General features: G+C 60.7%; 14 protein-coding genes and 3 tRNA genes. 9 read left to right on the top strand and 8 right to left on the bottom strand.

Translation table 11 applies throughout. The features are described 5' to 3' along the window. The first annotated feature begins 2 nt into the window (after window positions 1-2). From TRD_RS04275 to TRD_RS04285, 3 genes are all read left to right on the top strand, one after another. Window positions 3-1520, top strand: coding sequence for a UDP-N-acetylmuramoyl-L-alanyl-D-glutamate--2,6-diaminopimelate ligase (locus TRD_RS04275; protein WP_015921898.1), 1518 nt, complete (start codon window positions 3-5; stop codon window positions 1518-1520). Continuing rightward, window positions 1457-2473, top strand: a complete 1017-nt coding sequence (locus tag TRD_RS04280) for a TolB family protein (protein WP_143714625.1) — start codon at window positions 1457-1459, stop codon at window positions 2471-2473. The genes TRD_RS04275 and TRD_RS04280 overlap by 64 nt, the downstream gene beginning before the upstream one ends. Before the next feature lie 451 nt (window positions 2474-2924). Then, a tRNA-Leu gene (locus tag TRD_RS04285) sits at window positions 2925-3011 on the top strand. 1500 nt (window positions 3012-4511) lie between these two features. Here the strand turns inward: TRD_RS04285 and TRD_RS04300 are convergent. Next, a tRNA-Gly gene (locus TRD_RS04300) sits at window positions 4512-4587 on the bottom strand. A gap of 964 nt (window positions 4588-5551) precedes the next feature. Next, the gene (locus TRD_RS04305) at window positions 5552-7033 is read right to left on the bottom strand and encodes an AAA family ATPase (RefSeq protein WP_052294053.1); all 1482 of its coding nucleotides are present in this window, start codon (window positions 7031-7033) and stop codon (window positions 5552-5554) included. Window positions 7034-7119: 86 nt separating this feature from the next. Here TRD_RS04305 and TRD_RS04310 point away from each other — a divergent pair. Then, a tRNA-Ile gene (locus TRD_RS04310) sits at window positions 7120-7191 on the top strand. Window positions 7192-7228: 37 nt separating this feature from the next. Continuing rightward, a complete protein-coding gene (gene rsfS / locus TRD_RS04315; RefSeq protein ID WP_015921906.1) occupies window positions 7229-7600 on the top strand; it encodes a ribosome silencing factor in 372 nt (123 codons plus the stop codon). Between the two features lie 180 nt (window positions 7601-7780). On the opposite strand, the gene TRD_RS04320 is transcribed toward rsfS, so the two are convergent. The 5 genes from TRD_RS04320 to TRD_RS04340 are packed head-to-tail and all read right to left on the bottom strand — an operon-like array spanning window position 7781 to window position 11962. After that, window positions 7781-8182 carry a TraR/DksA family transcriptional regulator gene (locus tag TRD_RS04320; protein WP_015921907.1) on the bottom strand — a complete coding sequence of 134 codons (402 nt, stop codon included), beginning with the start codon at window positions 8180-8182 and terminating at the stop codon, window positions 7781-7783. Between the two features lie 7 nt (window positions 8183-8189). After that, window positions 8190-9458: a glycosyltransferase gene (locus TRD_RS04325; protein ID WP_041435968.1), complete on the bottom strand. Its 1269-nt coding sequence runs from the start codon at window positions 9456-9458 to the stop codon at window positions 8190-8192. Between the two features lie 3 nt (window positions 9459-9461). Then, window positions 9462-10826, bottom strand: a complete 1365-nt coding sequence (locus TRD_RS04330; protein ID WP_015921909.1) for a nicotinate phosphoribosyltransferase — start codon at window positions 10824-10826, stop codon at window positions 9462-9464. A gap of 24 nt (window positions 10827-10850) precedes the next feature. Then, window positions 10851-11552: an RNA polymerase sigma factor gene (locus TRD_RS04335; protein WP_015921910.1), complete on the bottom strand. Its 702-nt coding sequence runs from the start codon at window positions 11550-11552 to the stop codon at window positions 10851-10853. Next, a complete protein-coding gene (locus TRD_RS04340; protein WP_015921911.1) occupies window positions 11549-11962 on the bottom strand; it encodes an HPF/RaiA family ribosome-associated protein in 414 nt (137 codons plus the stop codon). The genes TRD_RS04335 and TRD_RS04340 overlap by 4 nt, the downstream gene beginning before the upstream one ends. Window positions 11963-12130: 168 nt before the next feature. Between TRD_RS04340 and TRD_RS04345 the strand changes: the two genes are divergently transcribed. After that, window positions 12131-12562, top strand: coding sequence for an Hsp20/alpha crystallin family protein (locus tag TRD_RS04345; RefSeq protein ID WP_015921912.1), 432 nt, complete (start codon window positions 12131-12133; stop codon window positions 12560-12562). A gap of 75 nt (window positions 12563-12637) precedes the next feature. On the opposite strand, the gene TRD_RS04350 is transcribed toward TRD_RS04345, so the two are convergent. After that, window positions 12638-14407 (bottom strand): adenosylcobalamin-dependent ribonucleoside-diphosphate reductase, encoded by a 1770-nt coding sequence (locus TRD_RS04350; protein WP_015921913.1) that lies wholly within the window; start codon window positions 14405-14407, stop codon window positions 12638-12640. Window positions 14408-14578: 171 nt separating this feature from the next. On the opposite strand from TRD_RS04350, the gene TRD_RS04355 reads away from it, so the two are divergent. The 3 genes from TRD_RS04355 (at window position 14579) to TRD_RS04365 (ending at window position 17219) form a co-directional block, all read left to right on the top strand. Then, complete coding sequence (locus TRD_RS04355; RefSeq protein WP_015921914.1) at window positions 14579-15370, top strand: MBL fold metallo-hydrolase; 792 nt, start codon at window positions 14579-14581, stop codon at window positions 15368-15370. Beyond that, window positions 15367-16284 carry a P1 family peptidase gene (locus TRD_RS04360; RefSeq protein WP_015921915.1) on the top strand — a complete coding sequence of 306 codons (918 nt, stop codon included), beginning with the start codon at window positions 15367-15369 and terminating at the stop codon, window positions 16282-16284. Before TRD_RS04355 ends, TRD_RS04360 begins: the two co-directional genes overlap by 4 nt. A gap of 77 nt (window positions 16285-16361) precedes the next feature. After that, window positions 16362-17219, top strand: coding sequence for a sugar phosphate isomerase/epimerase family protein (locus tag TRD_RS04365; RefSeq protein ID WP_015921916.1), 858 nt, complete (start codon window positions 16362-16364; stop codon window positions 17217-17219). The last annotated feature ends 9 nt before the right edge of the window (window positions 17220-17228 follow it).

A 17228-nucleotide genomic window follows, 5' to 3' on the forward strand; every position in this document is an offset into this window, starting at 1 on the left:
CCATGCCGGCTTTGCACGATTTGCTCAGCGATCTTTTTGCCGAGCTGCGTGGTGATGACGCGATCATGGTGACCCGCGTTGTCTACGACTCCCGCCAGGCAACGCCGGGCAGTCTTTTCGTCGCACTCCGAGGTACGCATACGGACGGACACTGTTATCTCGCTGACGCTGCCTCACGCGGTGCGGTGGCAGCAGTCGTCGAAGAGTGGCCCTCTCAAGATGTCCCTGGCCTACGTACCATCGCTCGAGTCAGTGACACTCGCGTGGCGCTCGCTGCCATCGCCGCGCGCTTCTACGGTCATCCAGCTTCCGATCTCGGCCTCATCGGAGTAACCGGTACAGACGGCAAAACGACGACGACCTTCCTGATCGATGCCATACTCCGCACAGCCGGCTACCGAACCGGTCTCATCGGCACCGTCGCCCTTCGCATCGGTGACGAGTTCGTGGCCCACGATCTCAGACAGACGACACCGGAGTCTCTCGATGTCCAGGCATTCCTGGCTCGCATGCGAGCGACGGGTGTCGCCTGGGCTGTCGTGGAGGCGACGAGTCACGGGCTGGAGCTTCACCGGTTGGATCATTGTCCCTTCGATATCGCAGTCGTGACCAATGTAACCCAGGAGCATCTGGATTTCCACGGTACCATCGAAAACTACCGGCGAGCCAAGGGAAGGCTCCTGGAGTTCGTCCGCGATCGACCGGAACGAGCTTATCCGCGTGGAATCGTTCTCAATGCTGACGACGAGGGAGCACGGTCGCTCGCGCGGTTCGCTGGCTCGGTACCGATCCTGTGGTACTCAGCGACTGGTAAGGCTGTCCTCGTGGCGGAAAACGCCCGCATGACTGACAAAGGCACGAGTTTCCGCCTCCGGTATGGCGATCAGGCGGCTGATGTGCATCTGCGACTCTTCGGTCTCTGGAATGTCGAAAATGCGCTCGCTGCTGCAGGAACCGGCATTCTTCTCGGAATACCCTTGGACCAGGTCGTCACCGGTCTCCAGCAACTCGCGGCGGTACCCGGGCGTTTTACCCCGATCGACTGCGGACAGCCGTTCCGTGTGATCGTCGACTACGCCCACACACCGAAGTCATTCGAGCGAGTTCTCCCGCTGGCGCGCTCCCTTGCACGCGGACGGGTGATCGTCGTTTTCGGGAGCGCCGGTGAGCGTGACCGCATCAAACGCCGGCTGCAGGGAGCGATCGCTGCTCGCCTTGCCGAGTTCGCCGTCTTCACGTCGGAGGATCCTCGTCACGAGGACCCGGACGCCATCATCGCCGAAATCGCAGAGGGAGCACGTGAGGCTGGAGCGCAAGAGGGACAGCAGTTCGTCTGTGTAGAGGATCGGGCCCTTGCGATCCGAGAAGCGTTCCGGCGGGCACGTCCCGGTGATATCGTCTTATTGCTCGGGAAGGGACACGAGCAGTGCATACTGTACGGCGACGAACGACGGCCGTGGAACGAGGAAGCAGAAGCCAGGCAGGCGCTCCGAGAACTGGGGTACGACTGCTCATCCTGATCGCTCTCTTCGCATCGACTCTATTGGCATTCGGTTGTGGGGACACCGTCGAGGGACCGGACAGAGCGATCGCAGCGACGGCAAACGGCCGCATCCTGTTCATTCAGCACGGTGACATCGCGGTATGGGAGAACGGCAAGACACGCCGATTGCTGCAACTGGGAGATGCAGCCTGGGCACGCTGGTCCCCTGATGGACGACGCGTTGCCTTTGTCCGGTTGGGCGATGCATATTCGGATCTGTATATTGCGGATACGAGCACCGGCGAGATTCGCCAGCTGACGCGCAACCGTCCACCCTTCACGCCTGGTTCGTACGAATACGTGCAAAACGCCGTCTGGGCGCTCAGCCCTGCCTGGTCACCGGATGGCCAACGCTTGGTTTACGTCTCGGATCGGAACACGTTGAAGAACTTCCTCTGGCTCATTCCCAGTGCGGGTGGTACGCCGGAGCTGATCCAAGCCACTACCCGGCTAGGAGACAACGTCGATCAGCCGGCCTTTTCACCCGACGGCTCGCGAATCGTTTTCATTCACCGTGTGACCCGCGAGGACGGACTGCAAAGGCGGACCGATCTCTGGATCGTCGATCTCCGCAGCGGTAATCTGACCCCATTGGTTCAAGGTGGTGATGGGCAATACGCTCCCGCATGGTCTCCTGATGGTCAATGGATCGTTTACGTCGGTCGCCACGGTGAATCGAACGATTTGTTCCTCGTACCGGCCATGGGTGGGCAGCCGATTCAGATCACCGACTCGGGAGTCGTCGCTAGCCCGACGTGGTCACCGGACGGTCGCGCCATCGCATACCTGCAACTGGAACGGGACGGATTCGCGGTCTATGTACTCGAGCTCCGCATCGGTGCGGATGGCCGACCGCAGGCGACCGAACCGCGGAAACTGTTTACCGCCGAGCGTATCGATGCGGTGTCCGGATTGTCCTGGGTCCCCTGACGCCAGGTGAGTAGTGCTGGCTCTCGCTCGTCGTCGAGGAGAACCCCCCTCGTCCGGCTACGAGAATGGGGAACGGATGAGGTCCTTCCCGACCCGACCGGCCCCGGTTTCAGGACCAGCGGGGGTCTTCGTGTTTCCGGACAGTTGACAGCATTGGGCGAAGAGGTTCGGAGGGGGCATTCGTCGGTTGGGAACCTGACCAGCCCAAAACGGGATAGCCCGGAACTGCTAGGAGTCAGCGCCGGAACTCAGTCAGGTACCGGGTGGGGTTCTCCCGGCGCTCCCCGTTACGTGCAACCACGGGGTTGGCCGAGTACCCGGATAAACGGATGGACTCAACCGAATGGTAATGTTCCCACCGGAATACTCACCTCTTCTTCCGAGCGTGGTTCTCCGCTCCCCACTCGCCAAGGTCCGAAGTTCCACAGCATACTTAAAGCAGTGCTATCGAGCGGGGATGGCGGAACGGCAGACGCAGCCGTCTTAAAAACGGCAGGGAAGACCTCCCGTGCGGGTTCGAGTCCCGCTCCCCGCACCACGTCAGGATGCGGAAATCGACCGCTCGGTAGCTGCAGCTGTCGCCGTTGTCGGTTACCGGGTGAATGGTGTCGAAGTGGTGTCAGAAAATGTGTTCGACGACCAGCTCCGCCTGCATCCACGAAAACACCTCGCTCGTTGAGCCTCAACCCAGCGAGGCGGGTGTGCTAGACTGACGGTAATGGACGAGCCCACCTTCGTCCGGCCGAGTCTCCGGTGCCGACCCACCAGCACCCGATAGCCTCGTTTCCAAGTGCTCGATCGGCAGACCGAACCAACTCGCCGCATCGTTCCATTTCCTGTACCCTGAGTCGATCGTCCGAACACACGACCTCCCTCGTCAGCCCAGCGGGGGTTGGTGAGAGCGAGACCCAGACCGGTGGGGCGAGTCAGCTCTTGACCTCATCGGCGTGGTAGACCGCTGGGGTTCAGCGGGATCCATAGTGGCGCTTTGTTATAGCCCGAGCTGGCAGCGGAGCGCGGTCAGGATGGCGGACTTGCAGACGTGGGTACTCATCGCCTCCGAGCCGAATCGCATGACATCTTCCGAGTCGGTTCCGAACTTGTTCACCAGCTTCTCTGGCCAGTAGAACCATATTCCCCTGGGAGAGTGAAGCGGACACAGCTCGCGGGAGCACCAGTCCTCGTTGCGCCTGACCTTCGCTTGTCCGATCTCGACTGTGCCATCCACGGTCACCGAAAACACTGATCGCCTGTAATCGGTGAGGCTCCTCGAAAACCGGGCCGCGGTCGAAGACTCCACAATGATGCGTGGAACCCATCGAACGCCGTCGAGCACGACGAGCCCGCACCGCGCGACCGCGACCGTCGTTCCAACGGTGCCACCCTACCCTCGTGGGGATGACCGAGTGGGTCGGGGAACCTCGGCGGCTGCTGGCGCGATGCTGAGTTGCTGATCACTCAGCGAGTCCCGACCGTGCCGGTGCGATCGTCCACTTCCACGGACTCCGCACGAGGACAGTACTCCATCGCGATCGACACGTGGGTACCCCCATCACAGTACTATTGGGGAAGTCTTCGCTTTGGTACACCCGTGTGCGTCCGCTGAGCGCGTGCTGGAGCGAGAGGGTAGGCAGATCGTACCGCACGGAGGCAGCCGCTTCGAACGCCCGCGCGCTCATCGACGTCGCGAGGAGCCGCGTCATCCGCAATCGCACCAGGCACTTACGCGAGCCGGCTGGCACTCGCTGTCGGCTCATCCACCGGATGTTCGAAGGAAGAAGCATTCATCCAGAAAGGGACGACACGAGCAGACGACGTGCAGCGATAGGAGGATCGGGCATCAGTATCTGGTCGACCTCGTTCTCGAGATGGACCGGAGCGAGCGAAGTCCACCGTTCCAGAGAAGCACGCGAGCAGCTCACTCTGCTCGGGCTGGCATCAGAGAGTAGGACCGACGCGGAGTGCGGAAGAAGATCGACGTCCCAGGCGAGGCGTGACGAGCGCGAGGTAAACGAAAAGCGCCCCGGTCAAGGGGCGCTGGAGCGGAAGACGGGATTCGAACCCGCGACCTCCTCCTTGGCAAGGAGGTGCTCTACCAGCTGAGCCACTTCCGCATATCTCCGCGGCGGCAACTGACCGCCGTCGCACTGCTTAGTATAGTGACCTAGACCGGCGCTGTCAAGGGGATCGATCCTCGAACGACTTTCTGCCGGCCCACCCGGAATCCACGACAGGAGCGGAGCGAACAGCGGACTCGTGTTGTCCCCAAGGCAACGTTGGGCTCGCGGGACCGCTTCCTCTTCAGCCTGAGGTCGCCCGGAATCGACCGGTTTTGCACGAGTGTCGCCCTCGAACCGATCGCCGCTCACGGATACCTCGTTGTCTTCTCGACCGGTGTGACTCCAGCGTGCGCTGGTGGCCCTGGTTGACCCGGATCTCGCTGAGGAGACGCCTGCCCCGGAACGACTGCGCGACGGTCGAGCGCAACCACAGCAGCACCTGACCATTTCTCGCTCCGCCGCGAAACGAGACGCGTTACGTCCTTCAGTGCGACGCTCGTTTCCAATGGCTAACCTCGACAGTGACGCAAGTCGCCGACTCGAACCTGCACCGCTGTGGCAGGACGCTCCGACCGGGTTCAGCCGGGGCAATTTCTCGACTTCGCCTGGCGACCGCCAGGATCTGTGGTGCGGTCCAGGAAATGGGACGATGCAGCCAAGCCCCCCACCCGAGTGGATGCTCGGGAGAATCAGCACACGACCGCAGACCACCGAAAAAATGCTCTGGCACTGCGGTATCTCCACACTCCTGCGGCGGGAAAGGACGCCCCGGGATCTCGCCGCGGCGTGTCGGCGGAGAGCCCGAACCCGCGACTCGTCTGAGAGGGCATCTCAGCCGGTTGTCGCGCCCTTTCCCATAGTGATCGATTGACTGAAGAACGGTGGTACAGCGGAGAGCTGCTCCGCACACCAGGCCAGCTCGATACCATAAAATGGATTACCGAAGGGGGTACCAAAAAGAATAGAAAATATCCTTGACCAGAGGAGAGCGTTTTGCGTTCTCCGATCCCCTGTTACCTCATTCTTGGGCTGCGCTCTCAGGTGCACGGTCACGCTCGAACTCCGGTGACCCGGCAACAGCGGCAATCGTCTCCTCGACCAGTTCCTCACCCTGCAGCTCTGCCAACTCCTCGGATGGTAAGAGCAGGGGCTGCGTCAATTCATCGGGAGTGAGCAACCGGCGGGGCGGAGCCGCATACGCATGCCGTGCCGGAACTGAAACGAGTTCCAACTCCGGATACCGTAGAGCCGTCAGGCGATGGCCGAATACGCAACCGGTGTCGATATTGATCGTTCGATTGATCCACACCGGCTCCGTTACCGGCGTGTGCCCGTAAACCACGAGCGCGCGCCCGCGATAATCGAGCGCCCAATTGAGCCGGATCGGCAATCCGCGCTCGTCCACCTCTCCGGTCGTCATCCCGAACAAGGCGATGCGTCGCACCACCGGTGAATCGCGACCATGGTACTCGGCAGGCAAACCCGCATGGGCGACGACGAGCCGCCCTTCGTCCAAAACGAGATGGTGCGGCAGCTTGCGCAGGAAGCGCCACACTCGTTGCCGAAACTCCTCCGACTCTACGGCAAGTTGCTCCACACTTGCCTCGAAACCGTGCGCGATCCGCACTTGGTGCCCCTCCAAGTAACGGAGCAACTTTCGATCATGATTGCCCATCACGGCAGCGGCTCGCCCACGCGCAACGGCAGACATCGCCAGCTGCAGAACGGGGACGATCTTCGGTCCCCTGTCGACCAAGTCTCCGACGAAAACGAGGCGTCGCCCTCCAGGATGAGCGACCAAGTACTGTCGCTCGCCAGAACGATTCCGTTGCTCCGCAATCTGGTAACCGAGGTGCTCGAGGAGCTCGACCAACTCGTCGAAACAGCCGTGCACATCGCCCACGATATCGAAGGGTCCACGCCACCATCGTCGATCGCTCGGCAACGGTCGACGAACAACGATTGCGGAGGCAGCCTCTTGCGGACTCCGCAACCAGTAACGGCGTTGGAACGGCTCTTCGACCAGCGCTGCCCGATTCTCCTCCAGTTGAGCGAATTGCCGCTCGATGACACCTCGTCCCACCTGTCGGCCAGGCCGTTGCTGATCGTTTGCGAGATACGCTTCCAGCGGGTAATCGAAGATGATCGCCACGCAGGGCACGTGGTAACGACGAGCCAGTTCGATCAGTGGCAAACGGGCATCGCGACGGGTATTCGTCGCATCGATCACCGTAAGACGGCCACGCCGGAGCCGCCCTTCCGCGACCCGATGCAAGAGCTCGAAAGCTTCACGCGTCGCACTCTGATCTGCCTCGTCGTCCGTGATCATAGCACGGAAGAAATCAGAGGAAAGCACCTCTGTCGGCCGGAAATGGCGCTGAGCGAAGGTTGATTTGCCTGAACCAGATGGCCCGACGAGCAGAACCAGGGACAGTGCAGGAATGACCAGGCGGCGAGGACGCGGTCCTGATGCAGACTCCGAATGGAACGGCCGATCCACGGGCCGACACCTCCAGATCGTCGGGCAATGGTACTACGACGAACTAGCGCTGGATCGACCGTACCGGTAGAATTGAATGGCGATGGGGGCCTGTAGCTCAGCGGCAGAGCACGAGGCTCATAACCTCAGGGTCGTAGGTTCGAATCCTACCAGGCCCACCGATCCTATTGGACTGCTCGAGGTAGTGAGGTGAGAATGACGCAGATCCACGATCCGGTGCGATTGACTCCCCAGGAACTCGCCCGTCTGGCGGCCGAGACAGCGGCCGACGCGATGGCAACGGATATTCAGGTGCTTGACCTCACGCGCTTCACCCCCTTTTTCGACCTCTTCGTCGTGTGCACTGCCGACAATACCCGACAGCTGCGCGCCCTCGTGACGCATCTCAGCGAGGCACTCGACGAGGCAGGCGCCACACAACTTCGTGTGGAAGGCGAGCCCGAGACAGGCTGGGTCATTCTCGACTATGGAAGCGTGGTCATTCATCTGTTCACGCCTGACCAGCGTTCCTATTATCGGCTCGAGGAACACTGGGCGAGCGCACCACGAGTCTTGGTGATCCAGTGAGCGAGAGGAAACCAAAAGGCATGAAGGCTCGGCGCCACGGTCGCACTTGGATGTTCGCTCTCGTTGGCTTCGCCCTCGGCACAGCCGGTGGATTAGGGGTGGGCCTCGTTTTGTCCTGCCCACTTCGTCGTCGTTCTTCGTCGCCCCATCTCCCCGATCGCACGGCCTTTTTGCAGTGATTCATAGTAGTCTGCGGGCCCGCTCCAATTCACGCTCGAAGCGCTCTTGATCAGCCACGCAGCGAACAGCCCACGGCACAGCTTCCAATCGCTCGCGCTCGATCGGCCGTTTGCAATCGACACAGATGCCGTAGGTCCCCTGATCGATGCGCTCGAGCGCTGCGAGAACCTCGTGCAACTCCTCTTCCAGTGTCCGGAGCATTGTCTGATCGTACTCAGCCATCACCATATCACTCGCCGCGTCCGCCAAGTGGGTGGCAACTGTCCCCTCCTCCGCTTGGCTCTGCCCCTCATCAGCCAGCATACGGAGGAGTTGGCGGCGCTGGCTCTCCAATTCCTCGCGTCGCTGCTCGAGTCTTCGGCGCATCGATTCGATCCACTCGCGATCGCTCGATTCCGTCATGTTCTCGTCATCCTTTCTCGGCATGGACTGCCTGTCGCTCGACCAGTCGCTCGAAGAGCCGGAGCTCATCGCGGACGTATCGGGTCACCAAAAAGTTCTCTCGAACGCGCGCCCGGCCTCGCTGGCCAACGACTCGTGCCAGTTCGCGATCACGAAGAAGCTCGAGCACTCGCTCGACGAAAGCATCCTCGTCGAGCGGATCGACTAGGAAGCCTCCTTCTCCGTCTGCCATTTGCAGTACGATCCCGCCGCTGCGGCCAGCGACCACTGGGGTTTCTTTCCACATCGCTTCGCTGACGACCAGTCCAAATCCCTCACGAATCGACTTTTGTACCACGACCCACGCCGAGTGCTGGAAAGCATTGACTTCGACATAACTGATCCCGGCCACATTCGTTCCGACCAGAATGTCCGGGTCCTTCTCCGCTTCCTCGCGGATTCGATCGTATAAGCGCCAACCTTCGGGATCGTCGAGCGCCATGGATCCCAGAAGCGCCAGTTGGACACCCGGCATCGCATCGCGCACGCGCCGGAACACCCGGATCACCCCGAACGGATCCTTCCAAGGATCGAAGCGGGAAACCTGAACGACCAACGGTCGAGACGCCACGACGCCGTACCAATCCAGGATGCGCCGCCTCAGCGTGGCTGGCAGTGGAAGGTTCTTCGGGCTCAACGGATCGATTCCAGGCGGGAAAATGTCGACAGTACGGTCCCTGAGGGCCGGCAAGACGAACTCGCGCATCGTGAAGACGTACCCGTCGTAGCCCTCGAGCCACGGCAGGAGAAATGTCTCTGCGGCCGGATACGGCTGTGATGTGTCGATATGACACCGCCAAACCCATCGCGTCGCCGCCGTGGGAGCGAATGCTCGCAGCGCTGCTGGCTGCGGATCATGCACGACGATCACATCGTATTCAGCCGATAGCCCCGCCGCATTCGCCCGGTTGTTGATGAGATACACTTCTTCTGCGTCGGCAGAAGCCACGAACGGAGCACCTTGTAGACCGTTATGAAGTGCTTTCGTAACCTCGAAAAACCGGCTGTCACCCGCGATGACGAGCCAGTCGACCGACAGTCCGAGAGCGATTTCCAACGCGACACTCGAGCGCAACAATTCCGAGACGCCACCGCCATATGGTGTCGCATTGATGTGCGCCACCCGAAGCCCACGCAATCGATTACCGAGACGGATCAGTTCATCGATTTGCTCGGTCGGCACAAACTCCCGATATGACTCGATCGTGACCGGAGCGAGCCGCACGCGGTGCAGCATCGCTCAGAGCCCTTCACGCGAACGGACTCGTCGTTCTGCCTCGCTCTGCAACTGGGCCAGTCGCTGACTCAGCCGTACCGGATACCGTTCCACCGGCCTCAGTGAGCGCATCCATTCTGGGAACCGCTGCATCTCCTCCCGATGGTGAGCCCGCGCCTGCCCAAGCGTCGACGTTTCGACGATTTCACCGTCTCGCATCACTGGGCGTAACAACGGTATCCAGTCGGGACCTGGAGCTGGTTCGTCACGCAGCGCGATCAGGTCCTCGACATAACGACCATCTGCGCCCACGCGACGCCAGACCTGCTTCGCACCGACCAGTGTTCGCTTACCGGTACTCAATTTGAGCACCGGCTGCCCTTCATACTCGACCAGTTTATAGGCCATGTCAGCGAGAGGGGCATCCGCGGACGTTCCCAACCGGGAGCCTACCCCATAGCCATCGATCGGAGCCCTCTTCGCTTCCAATTCAGCGATCTCGTACTCGTCGAGTCCCCCACTGGCGAAAATCTGGATATCCCGGAATCCCGCACGATCGAGAATCTCGCGAACCGCGCGACTCAGCTCAGCCAGATCCCCACTGTCCAAACGGACAGCTCGGACACGGCGTCCCTCCTGCGTGAGTTCGCGTGCGACGATGATGGCATGTTCGGCTCCGCGCAATGTGTCGTAGGTATCGATGAGAAGTATCGGATCACCAGGATAGGTGCGGGCGAAAGCCCGGAACGCATCCAGTTCGGACGGGAACGACTCGATGTACGAGTGAGCGACCGTGCCGCTGACCGGGATACCATACCGTTCACCGGCTAAGACATTGCTTGTTGCAGCAAACCCGGCTAGATAGGCTGCTCGCGCTGCAGTCAATCCAGCATCCAGACTCGGTGTTCGTCGCAAGCCGAAATCAACTAGCGTCTTGCCGGGAGCGACCAGAACACAACGAGCAGCTTTTGTTGCGACGAGCGTCGCATAGTGAACGGAATTCAACACCAGCGTCTCGATGATCTGCGCCTGATCGATCGGCGCCTCCACCTCCAGGATCGGCTCGTCAGGGAAGACGACCGTCCCCTCCTGCACTGCCCAGATATCGCCTCGAAAACGAAAGTGCACAAGCGAGTCGACGAAGCTGCGCCGTAATCCCGGAAGAGTCGCCAAGAAGCGGAGCGCCTCCTCTTCGAAACGAAGCTCGACGAGGCGCTCCAATAATTCGGCGATTCCGGCAGCCACGAGGAAGTGACGGTTCTCGGGAAACTTGCGCACGAAAAGGCTGAACACCGCTCGGCCAGCATGACCCAGCGTGTGATAGCTCGACGCCATGGTCAATTCATAGAGATCGGTCGAAAGGGCGACTTCGAGGCGCGTCGGACTCATCTTTCCCCCGATCGCACAGCAAACCTACGCTTCCAGGTCCTGCCGGCGCTCGCGGAGAAGATCGGCCAGGAACTGGCGACTGGCCTCGATGATCCGCGGAACCCGCTCGACTGGTACCCCTTCGGCGAGCGCGATTTGTTCGTCCGACCAGCCATCGACCTTCAAGAGGAAGATCTCGCGCCAGCTTTCGGGTAGACGCTCCAGTGCCTCGTCCAGAATCTGTTGCGTTTCCTCCGCGAGGACAACGTCTTCGGGAATGTCAGCGGTCGGATCAGCTAAAACATCGATGAGGCGGACAACTTGGTCGGGCCATTCATCCCCCTGATATCCGACCGGCTCTTCGAGTGATCGCTCGTGCTCGAGCCGGCGTCGCTCCTGCTCGACGAGTTGGCGCACCACCCGGCGAGCTGTCCGCCGAAGCCATCGGTAGAGTCCGCGCTCAGGCGCCTCACGCCAATGCTGGATCGCTCGGAGGAGCACTGCATCGGTCACATCCTGTTCATCGAGGACACCCGACGGAATGACCCCGAAAGCGACGAAGCGGCCAATTTCTCGCCGCACGAATCGCCGCAATGGCCGGTACTGTTCGGCGAGCTGCTGAGCCAGCCATTCCCGTCGCGACACACTTTCCAGTCCACGATCCTGCTGAGCGATGGTCTCGAGATGCTCGCGCAGCCGAGCGAGCAATCGATGTCGTTCCGTGTCCATCCATCCTGTCGTACTCATCGCTCACGCTCCGGCGTCGATTCTTCCCCTTCACTGGCACTTTCCTCTTCGACCGGTGCGATCGGCGGCCGTGCCAAGCCCGGGTGGATACGGGCGCGGCGGATGAAGGGCTCATTCCGCCACTTCGCCAGTTGTCGATCCAGCTCATCGTACAGGTCATCAAAAGCATCCCGCAGGGCCTGTGCCGGATTTTGCCCCTCTCCCTTCGCCACGATGTCTGGCCCAGGGATCCGAAGATGCAACTTGGCAACGTAGGTATCGCTCCGCTGCAAATGCTCGACCGTGATATCGAGCAACTTGAGGTCGTCCTCCAAGTCAGCGAGCTTCTTCTCCAAGACCCGTATTTCCCGCTCGACGATGTGGTTCACCTTGTCCTGACTCACGCCCAGATCGTGATAACGGATCCGCATCGTCTGTCCCTCCCGTGTCACTCCCCACCAGAAACGGGGCATGCATCGTGCCACACAGCATACCTGATCGCCGTATCGACTTGCCCATCTTCACGCGTCATCCGCTTTGCGGTATCCTATGAACGGTATCAGCTGGTTGGCAGCCAGTGCAGAGGGAGGGAAGGTGCCATGAGCATCACAACGTGGAATCCCTGGCGCGAACTCGAGACGATGCGCGAACGGGTCGACCGCCTGTTCAGTGAACTCGCTCGTTGGCGAGGGGGCGAAGAACTCGGTATTCCTATCGATTTGCAGGAGACTGACGACGCACTCATCGTGCGAGCCTCGCTCCCCGGTTTTCGCCCGGAAGATATTTCAGTGGAAATTCGCCAAGGCGTCCTCACTATTCGAGCTGAAACGAAGGAAGAGCGCGAAGAGACAAAGGGAACCTGGCACATCCGCGAACGACGCGTCGGTAGTGCCTATCGGGCAATCACGCTCCCGGTTCCAGTTCGGGAAGACGAAGCACAGGCTACTTATCAGCACGGCGTACTCGAAATCCGGATCCCGAAGGCAGAGGCAGCCGAGCGCCGTCGTATTCCTGTCCAGGTTCGTTCCTGAAGCCCCCAGACGCTTCCGTACCAGGGCGACCCCGCTCCTGCGATCCAGGCGGGGTCGCCTGTTTCTCCGTTCGGTTCAATAGCGAGTTCGGTCTTCTGGAATCACATCTTCACCGACGCAGCTCAAACAGTGCCCGAGAACCTGGAGGACCTGACCTCGCGGTGCACCTTCGCGATAGACTGTCACACCCTTGCAACCCAGCTCATGCGCGAGCAGGAATGCTCGGCGGACGTCATCGCGTGTTGCCTCGTACGGGAGATTGATCGTCTTGCTGACGGCGTTCTCGACGTGGCGCTGCACCGCGGCCTGCACTCTGATATGCTCTTCCGGGCTGATTTCTGTCGCAACACGGAAGAGTCGCCGGAGCTCCTCCGGCAAATCGGTGCGATGACCGATCCGTCCAGTGACTTCGATCTCGTGGAGCAGTGCTGGATCGTACTTCCCGATCCGACTCAGTTCGCGCAAGAGGAGCGGATGCGGCTCGACTATGCCCACGAACTCGCCGACATGACGGTACGCCAGCGCATACAGTGGCTCGATCCCACTACTGCATCCAGCGATGATGCTGATGCTTCCCGTCGGCGCGACAGTCGTAACGGTGGCATTGCGTCGTGGTGGTTCCCCACGAGCAGCATAACGGCTGATCGGAAAATTCGGAAACGGTCCGCGCTCCTCAGCCAATCGACGACTCGCCTCGACCGCAGCAGCCTGCACCAAACCCATCACTCGATCAGCCACCGCAACGGATTCGTCTGACCCATACGGAATGCGGAGTGCCAACAGCAGGTCAGCGAATCCCATGATGCCGAGTCCCACTTTTCGATTCGCCCGACAGATCGTCTCGATTTCCACCTTCGGGTAACGGGATACCTCCACCATATTGTCCAGGAAGCGAAGAGCCAGCCGAGCTGACTCCTGCAGACCTGCTTCGTCGAGAAAAGCTCGATCACCGCGTTCGACAATGAACGCACGCAAATTCAAGGACCCGAGAACGCACGCTTCCCATGGGTGCAGGGGTACTTCTCCGCAAGGGTTGGTCGCTTCCAACGGTCCGAGCGCCGGCACCGCGTTATCGCGCTGGATTCGGTCGTAAAAGAGTAGGCCAGGATCACCGACCTCCCATGCTGCGTCGACCATGGCATCGAACAACTCACCAGCATTCGCTTGCGCGAAGGGAAGTCCCGTTCGAGGATTGATCAAAGCGATCTCGCGTCGCTCAATGGCTGCCCGCAGAAAGTCATCGGTTACCAGAACGGAAAAATTGAAGCGCGAGAAGAGAGCGGGATTCCGTTTGGCATCGATGAACTCGCGCACGTCAGGGTGATCACAGCGCAAGACGGCCATGTTCGCCCCGCCACGAACACTTTCGGTCGCGATCACGTCACTCGCGACATCGAAAATGCGAATGAAGGAAACCGCTCCCGACGACGGACGGCGAGTCGAACGGACAAGGTCGCCGCGCGGTCGAAGATGAGAAAAGGAAAATCCTGTCCCGCCACCGGTCTGCTGAATCTTTGCAGCATCCCGCACCGCCCCGAAGATTCCATCCAAGGAATCAGGAACCGGTATGACGAAACAGGCGAAGAGTTGCCCGAGCTGCGTTCCCGCGTTGATCAGTGCTGGAGTATTAGGAAGAAAGCGTAGGGTCGTCATCAGTTCGTAGAACTTTTCGGCAATCTCCGCACTGCGTGGGCCTCGCGGAAAGGCATCCTCTGCAGCAGCGACCGCTCGTGCGACGCGCCAAAAAAGCTCTTCCTCGGTCTCGATGATCCGGCCCTCTTCGTCCCGACGGAGATAGCGGAGGCGAAGCAACGATCGAGCAGAATCGCTCAACTCCAGCGGCATCCGTTCACCTCCTCGCTGCATGTCGCACGTATCATGCCACCAGGGGTTCATGGACCCCAAGCCCGTTTCGCGTCTCTGTGTGCTCCATGTTGTCTGCCAGGACGGGTCGTCATACCGCCCGGCAGCAGATCGCGACAAAGTGACTAGGATATCCGACAGAAAGGGGATCCTGTGAAAGTAACCGTACTAGGCGGCAGTGCCGCTGCCCCCAATCCGGGACAAGGTTGCAGCGGATATCTTCTCGAGTGCGGAAGAACGAGCCTGCTCGTCGATTGCGGTCCCGGGATCTTACCGTCATTGCTCCGCTACCGACGCTTGGACAATCTCGATGCAATCGTGCTTTCACATCTCCATCAGGATCACGTGTTGGACATCGTTCCCATGCGGTACGCGCTGAAATACGCACCCGCGTTGCACCGGCGCCGCATACCACTCTGGGTACCACCGGGAGGATCGCTCTTTCTCCAACGCCTGGCTCAGGTTCTGGCGCTCGGCAGCGAAGCTGCTGATTCCTTCTTCGCCGAAACGTTCGAGATCGCCGAATTCGATCCCCAGTCCGTGCTCGAAGTCCCCGGCTGGGAAATCCGTTTCCATCCGACCCGGCACTGGATCCCATGTTGGGCTCTACGCGTTACGTGCCCCCACGCAACGGTCGTCTATACAGCCGATACCGGATGGGACGACACGCTCCCATCGTTTGCCCACGGAGCTGACTTACTGATCGCAGAAGCAACCTTGCCAGTCGAGAGCGAACCTGATGCACGAAGCGGTCATCTGACCGCATCGGATGCAGCAGTGCTCGCAGCGCTTGCTGATGTGCACGTGCTCCTCTTGACACACTATTGGGAACCGTTGGATGAGGCAAATACTCGGGCACTCGTCCATCGATCGTTTTCTGGTTCGGTACTGATCGCTCGAACTGGGTTGATCGTCGATCTCGGACCGAAAGGAGAGACGCAGTGACAGCACCGCGCTCCGTGCCCGGCTTCTCTCTCGGTCACTGGACGCATCCCTCGGGACGGACCGGTTGTACGGTGATCCTCGCCGAGCGTCCTGCGCTCGCTGCTTGCGATGTTCGGGGTGGTGCGCCAGGAACACGCGAAACCGAACTCATGAGGCCCGGTAGCCTCGTCCGCCACGTCGACGCGGTCTTGCTGACAGGCGGCAGCGCATTTGGGCTGGCGGCTGCCGAGGGCGTCGTCCGGTGGCTACACGAGCACGGTCGCGGCTTTCCGACCGAGGTCGCACCCGTGCCGATCGTTGCCGCTGCCGTCCTCTACGACCTGACAGGTCCAGAAGTACTCTTTGCCGATGCGAGCGCTGGTTACGCAGCGTGTGCTGCTGCGATTCCGGAGGGCTGGTACTCGGGACGCTTGGGAGCAGGCGCCGGAGCGACCGTGGGGAAATTACTCGGCCGTGCCAATGCCAGTCCCACCGGGCTCGGGAGTGCACTCCTCCGAGTCGGAGCGCACGTCATCGGTGCCTTGGCCGCAGTCAATGCGATCGGTGAGATCGTCGACCCGGCGACTGGAGTAACGCGTGCCGGTATCCGCAGTCAGGACGGTACCTGGCTCGAAAGTCGCAGGCTGATCCTGTCCGGTCATTCACCGGCCTCGGGACTCGGTACGAACACGACACTCGTCGTCGTTGCCACGGACCATCCGATCGACCATGACGCCCTCTTCCGCATGACTGTCGCCGCCCATGATGCGATCGCTCGAACCATTCGACCTGCGCACACGATCTACGATGGTGATACGGTTTTCGTACTCGCGAGTGCGGAGACGAACAAGCTCGATCCAGCGGAAGTCCTGCGCATTTGCACGGCGACCGAAATTGTTGTCGAACAGGCGATTCTGGCTAGTATCCCGCAATGATGGAGAGAGCGGTCTCGCAAACGGCACCGGGTGCTAGACTAGTAGAGGTACCAAAGATGACCCGGAGCAGCCTTCCGATGGAGATTCTCGTTTCGACAGGTTCACTGCCGTGGCTTCCTCTGTCCGCTCGTTTGCAGCTGATTCGCGAGGCAGGTGCTGACGGTGCCGAACTGCTTCTTCAGCGCCGTCCTCGCGAGCGGGAGGCTGAAACGATTCGGGAGATCAGCCGAGAGAGCGGTCTTCCGGTTCGTTCCCTCCATTCGCTGCTTCGCTTGCGCTCCGTATCACCCGATATCCAAGCAGTGGATGTTGAGAGTTCAGCCCGGCTCGCTGCCGAACTCCCTCGATGCTCGATCCTCGTCGTCCATCCTCCGATCGGCGCAGAACGCGAACAGTGGACGACAGTTATGAGGCGAATCGAGCGTTCACGCCCAGAGCATCTTCGGATCGGTCTCGAAACTCCGGGACAGCATCGGCGAGGCCAACGACCTGCTCCATTCGACAATTTGGAGTTTCTCGTGCGCTACGCGGAGGAATGGGATCTCGGCATTGTATTCGATACTGCACACGCAGCGAGCCTCGGATGGGATTTGCAAGCAGCCCTCGCACTTTGCTTGCCTCGACTCGTCAACGTCCACCTGAGCGATGCCAGTGACCGCGAATGGTGGATCGGTTTCCTCAACTCGATCGTCCGCGACCATCGCTGTCCGGGAGACGGAATCTTGCCCTTGCGTCAGCTTCTCCAATTTCTCCGCGACCAGGGATACCGCGGTTTCGTCACGCTCGAGCTGAGTCCGCTCGCGCTTTTCTCGCTTCGTCGCGGCTCGATCGTTCGTGTGCTCCAGAAAGCGATCGCCTTCGTCTGCGAAGCCATCGGAGAGCCGGCACCTGGCCGATCATCTCCCGGTCGCGAACCACCAACGAGAAGACGCTGAGGTTGCTCA

Origin of the sequence: Thermomicrobium roseum DSM 5159, assembly GCF_000021685.1 — a bacterium.
GTDB classification, from domain to species: domain Bacteria; phylum Chloroflexota; class Chloroflexia; order Thermomicrobiales; family Thermomicrobiaceae; genus Thermomicrobium; species Thermomicrobium roseum.

What these genes read in the sequence shown, in the direction of transcription:
- TRD_RS04345 (WP_015921912.1), top strand. Translation starts at nt 12,131, where the DNA reads ATGAGCATCACAACGTGGAATCCCTGGCGCGAACTCGAGACGATGCGC.
- TRD_RS04330 (WP_015921909.1), bottom strand. Translation starts at nt 10,826, where the DNA reads ATGAGTCCGACGCGCCTCGAAGTCGCCCTTTCGACCGATCTCTATGAA.
- TRD_RS04350 (WP_015921913.1), bottom strand. Translation starts at nt 14,407, where the DNA reads ATGCCGCTGGAGTTGAGCGATTCTGCTCGATCGTTGCTTCGCCTCCGC.
- rsfS (WP_015921906.1), top strand. Translation starts at nt 7,229, where the DNA reads ATGACGCAGATCCACGATCCGGTGCGATTGACTCCCCAGGAACTCGCC.
- TRD_RS04365 (WP_015921916.1), top strand. Translation starts at nt 16,362, where the DNA reads ATGGAGATTCTCGTTTCGACAGGTTCACTGCCGTGGCTTCCTCTGTCC.
- TRD_RS04340 (WP_015921911.1), bottom strand. Translation starts at nt 11,962, where the DNA reads ATGCGGATCCGTTATCACGATCTGGGCGTGAGTCAGGACAAGGTGAAC.
- TRD_RS04320 (WP_015921907.1), bottom strand. Translation starts at nt 8,182, where the DNA reads ATGACGGAATCGAGCGATCGCGAGTGGATCGAATCGATGCGCCGAAGA.
- TRD_RS04275 (WP_015921898.1), top strand. Translation starts at nt 3, where the DNA reads ATGCCGGCTTTGCACGATTTGCTCAGCGATCTTTTTGCCGAGCTGCGT.
- TRD_RS04335 (WP_015921910.1), bottom strand. Translation starts at nt 11,552, where the DNA reads ATGAGTACGACAGGATGGATGGACACGGAACGACATCGATTGCTCGCT.
- TRD_RS04325 (WP_041435968.1), bottom strand. Translation starts at nt 9,458, where the DNA reads ATGCTGCACCGCGTGCGGCTCGCTCCGGTCACGATCGAGTCATATCGG.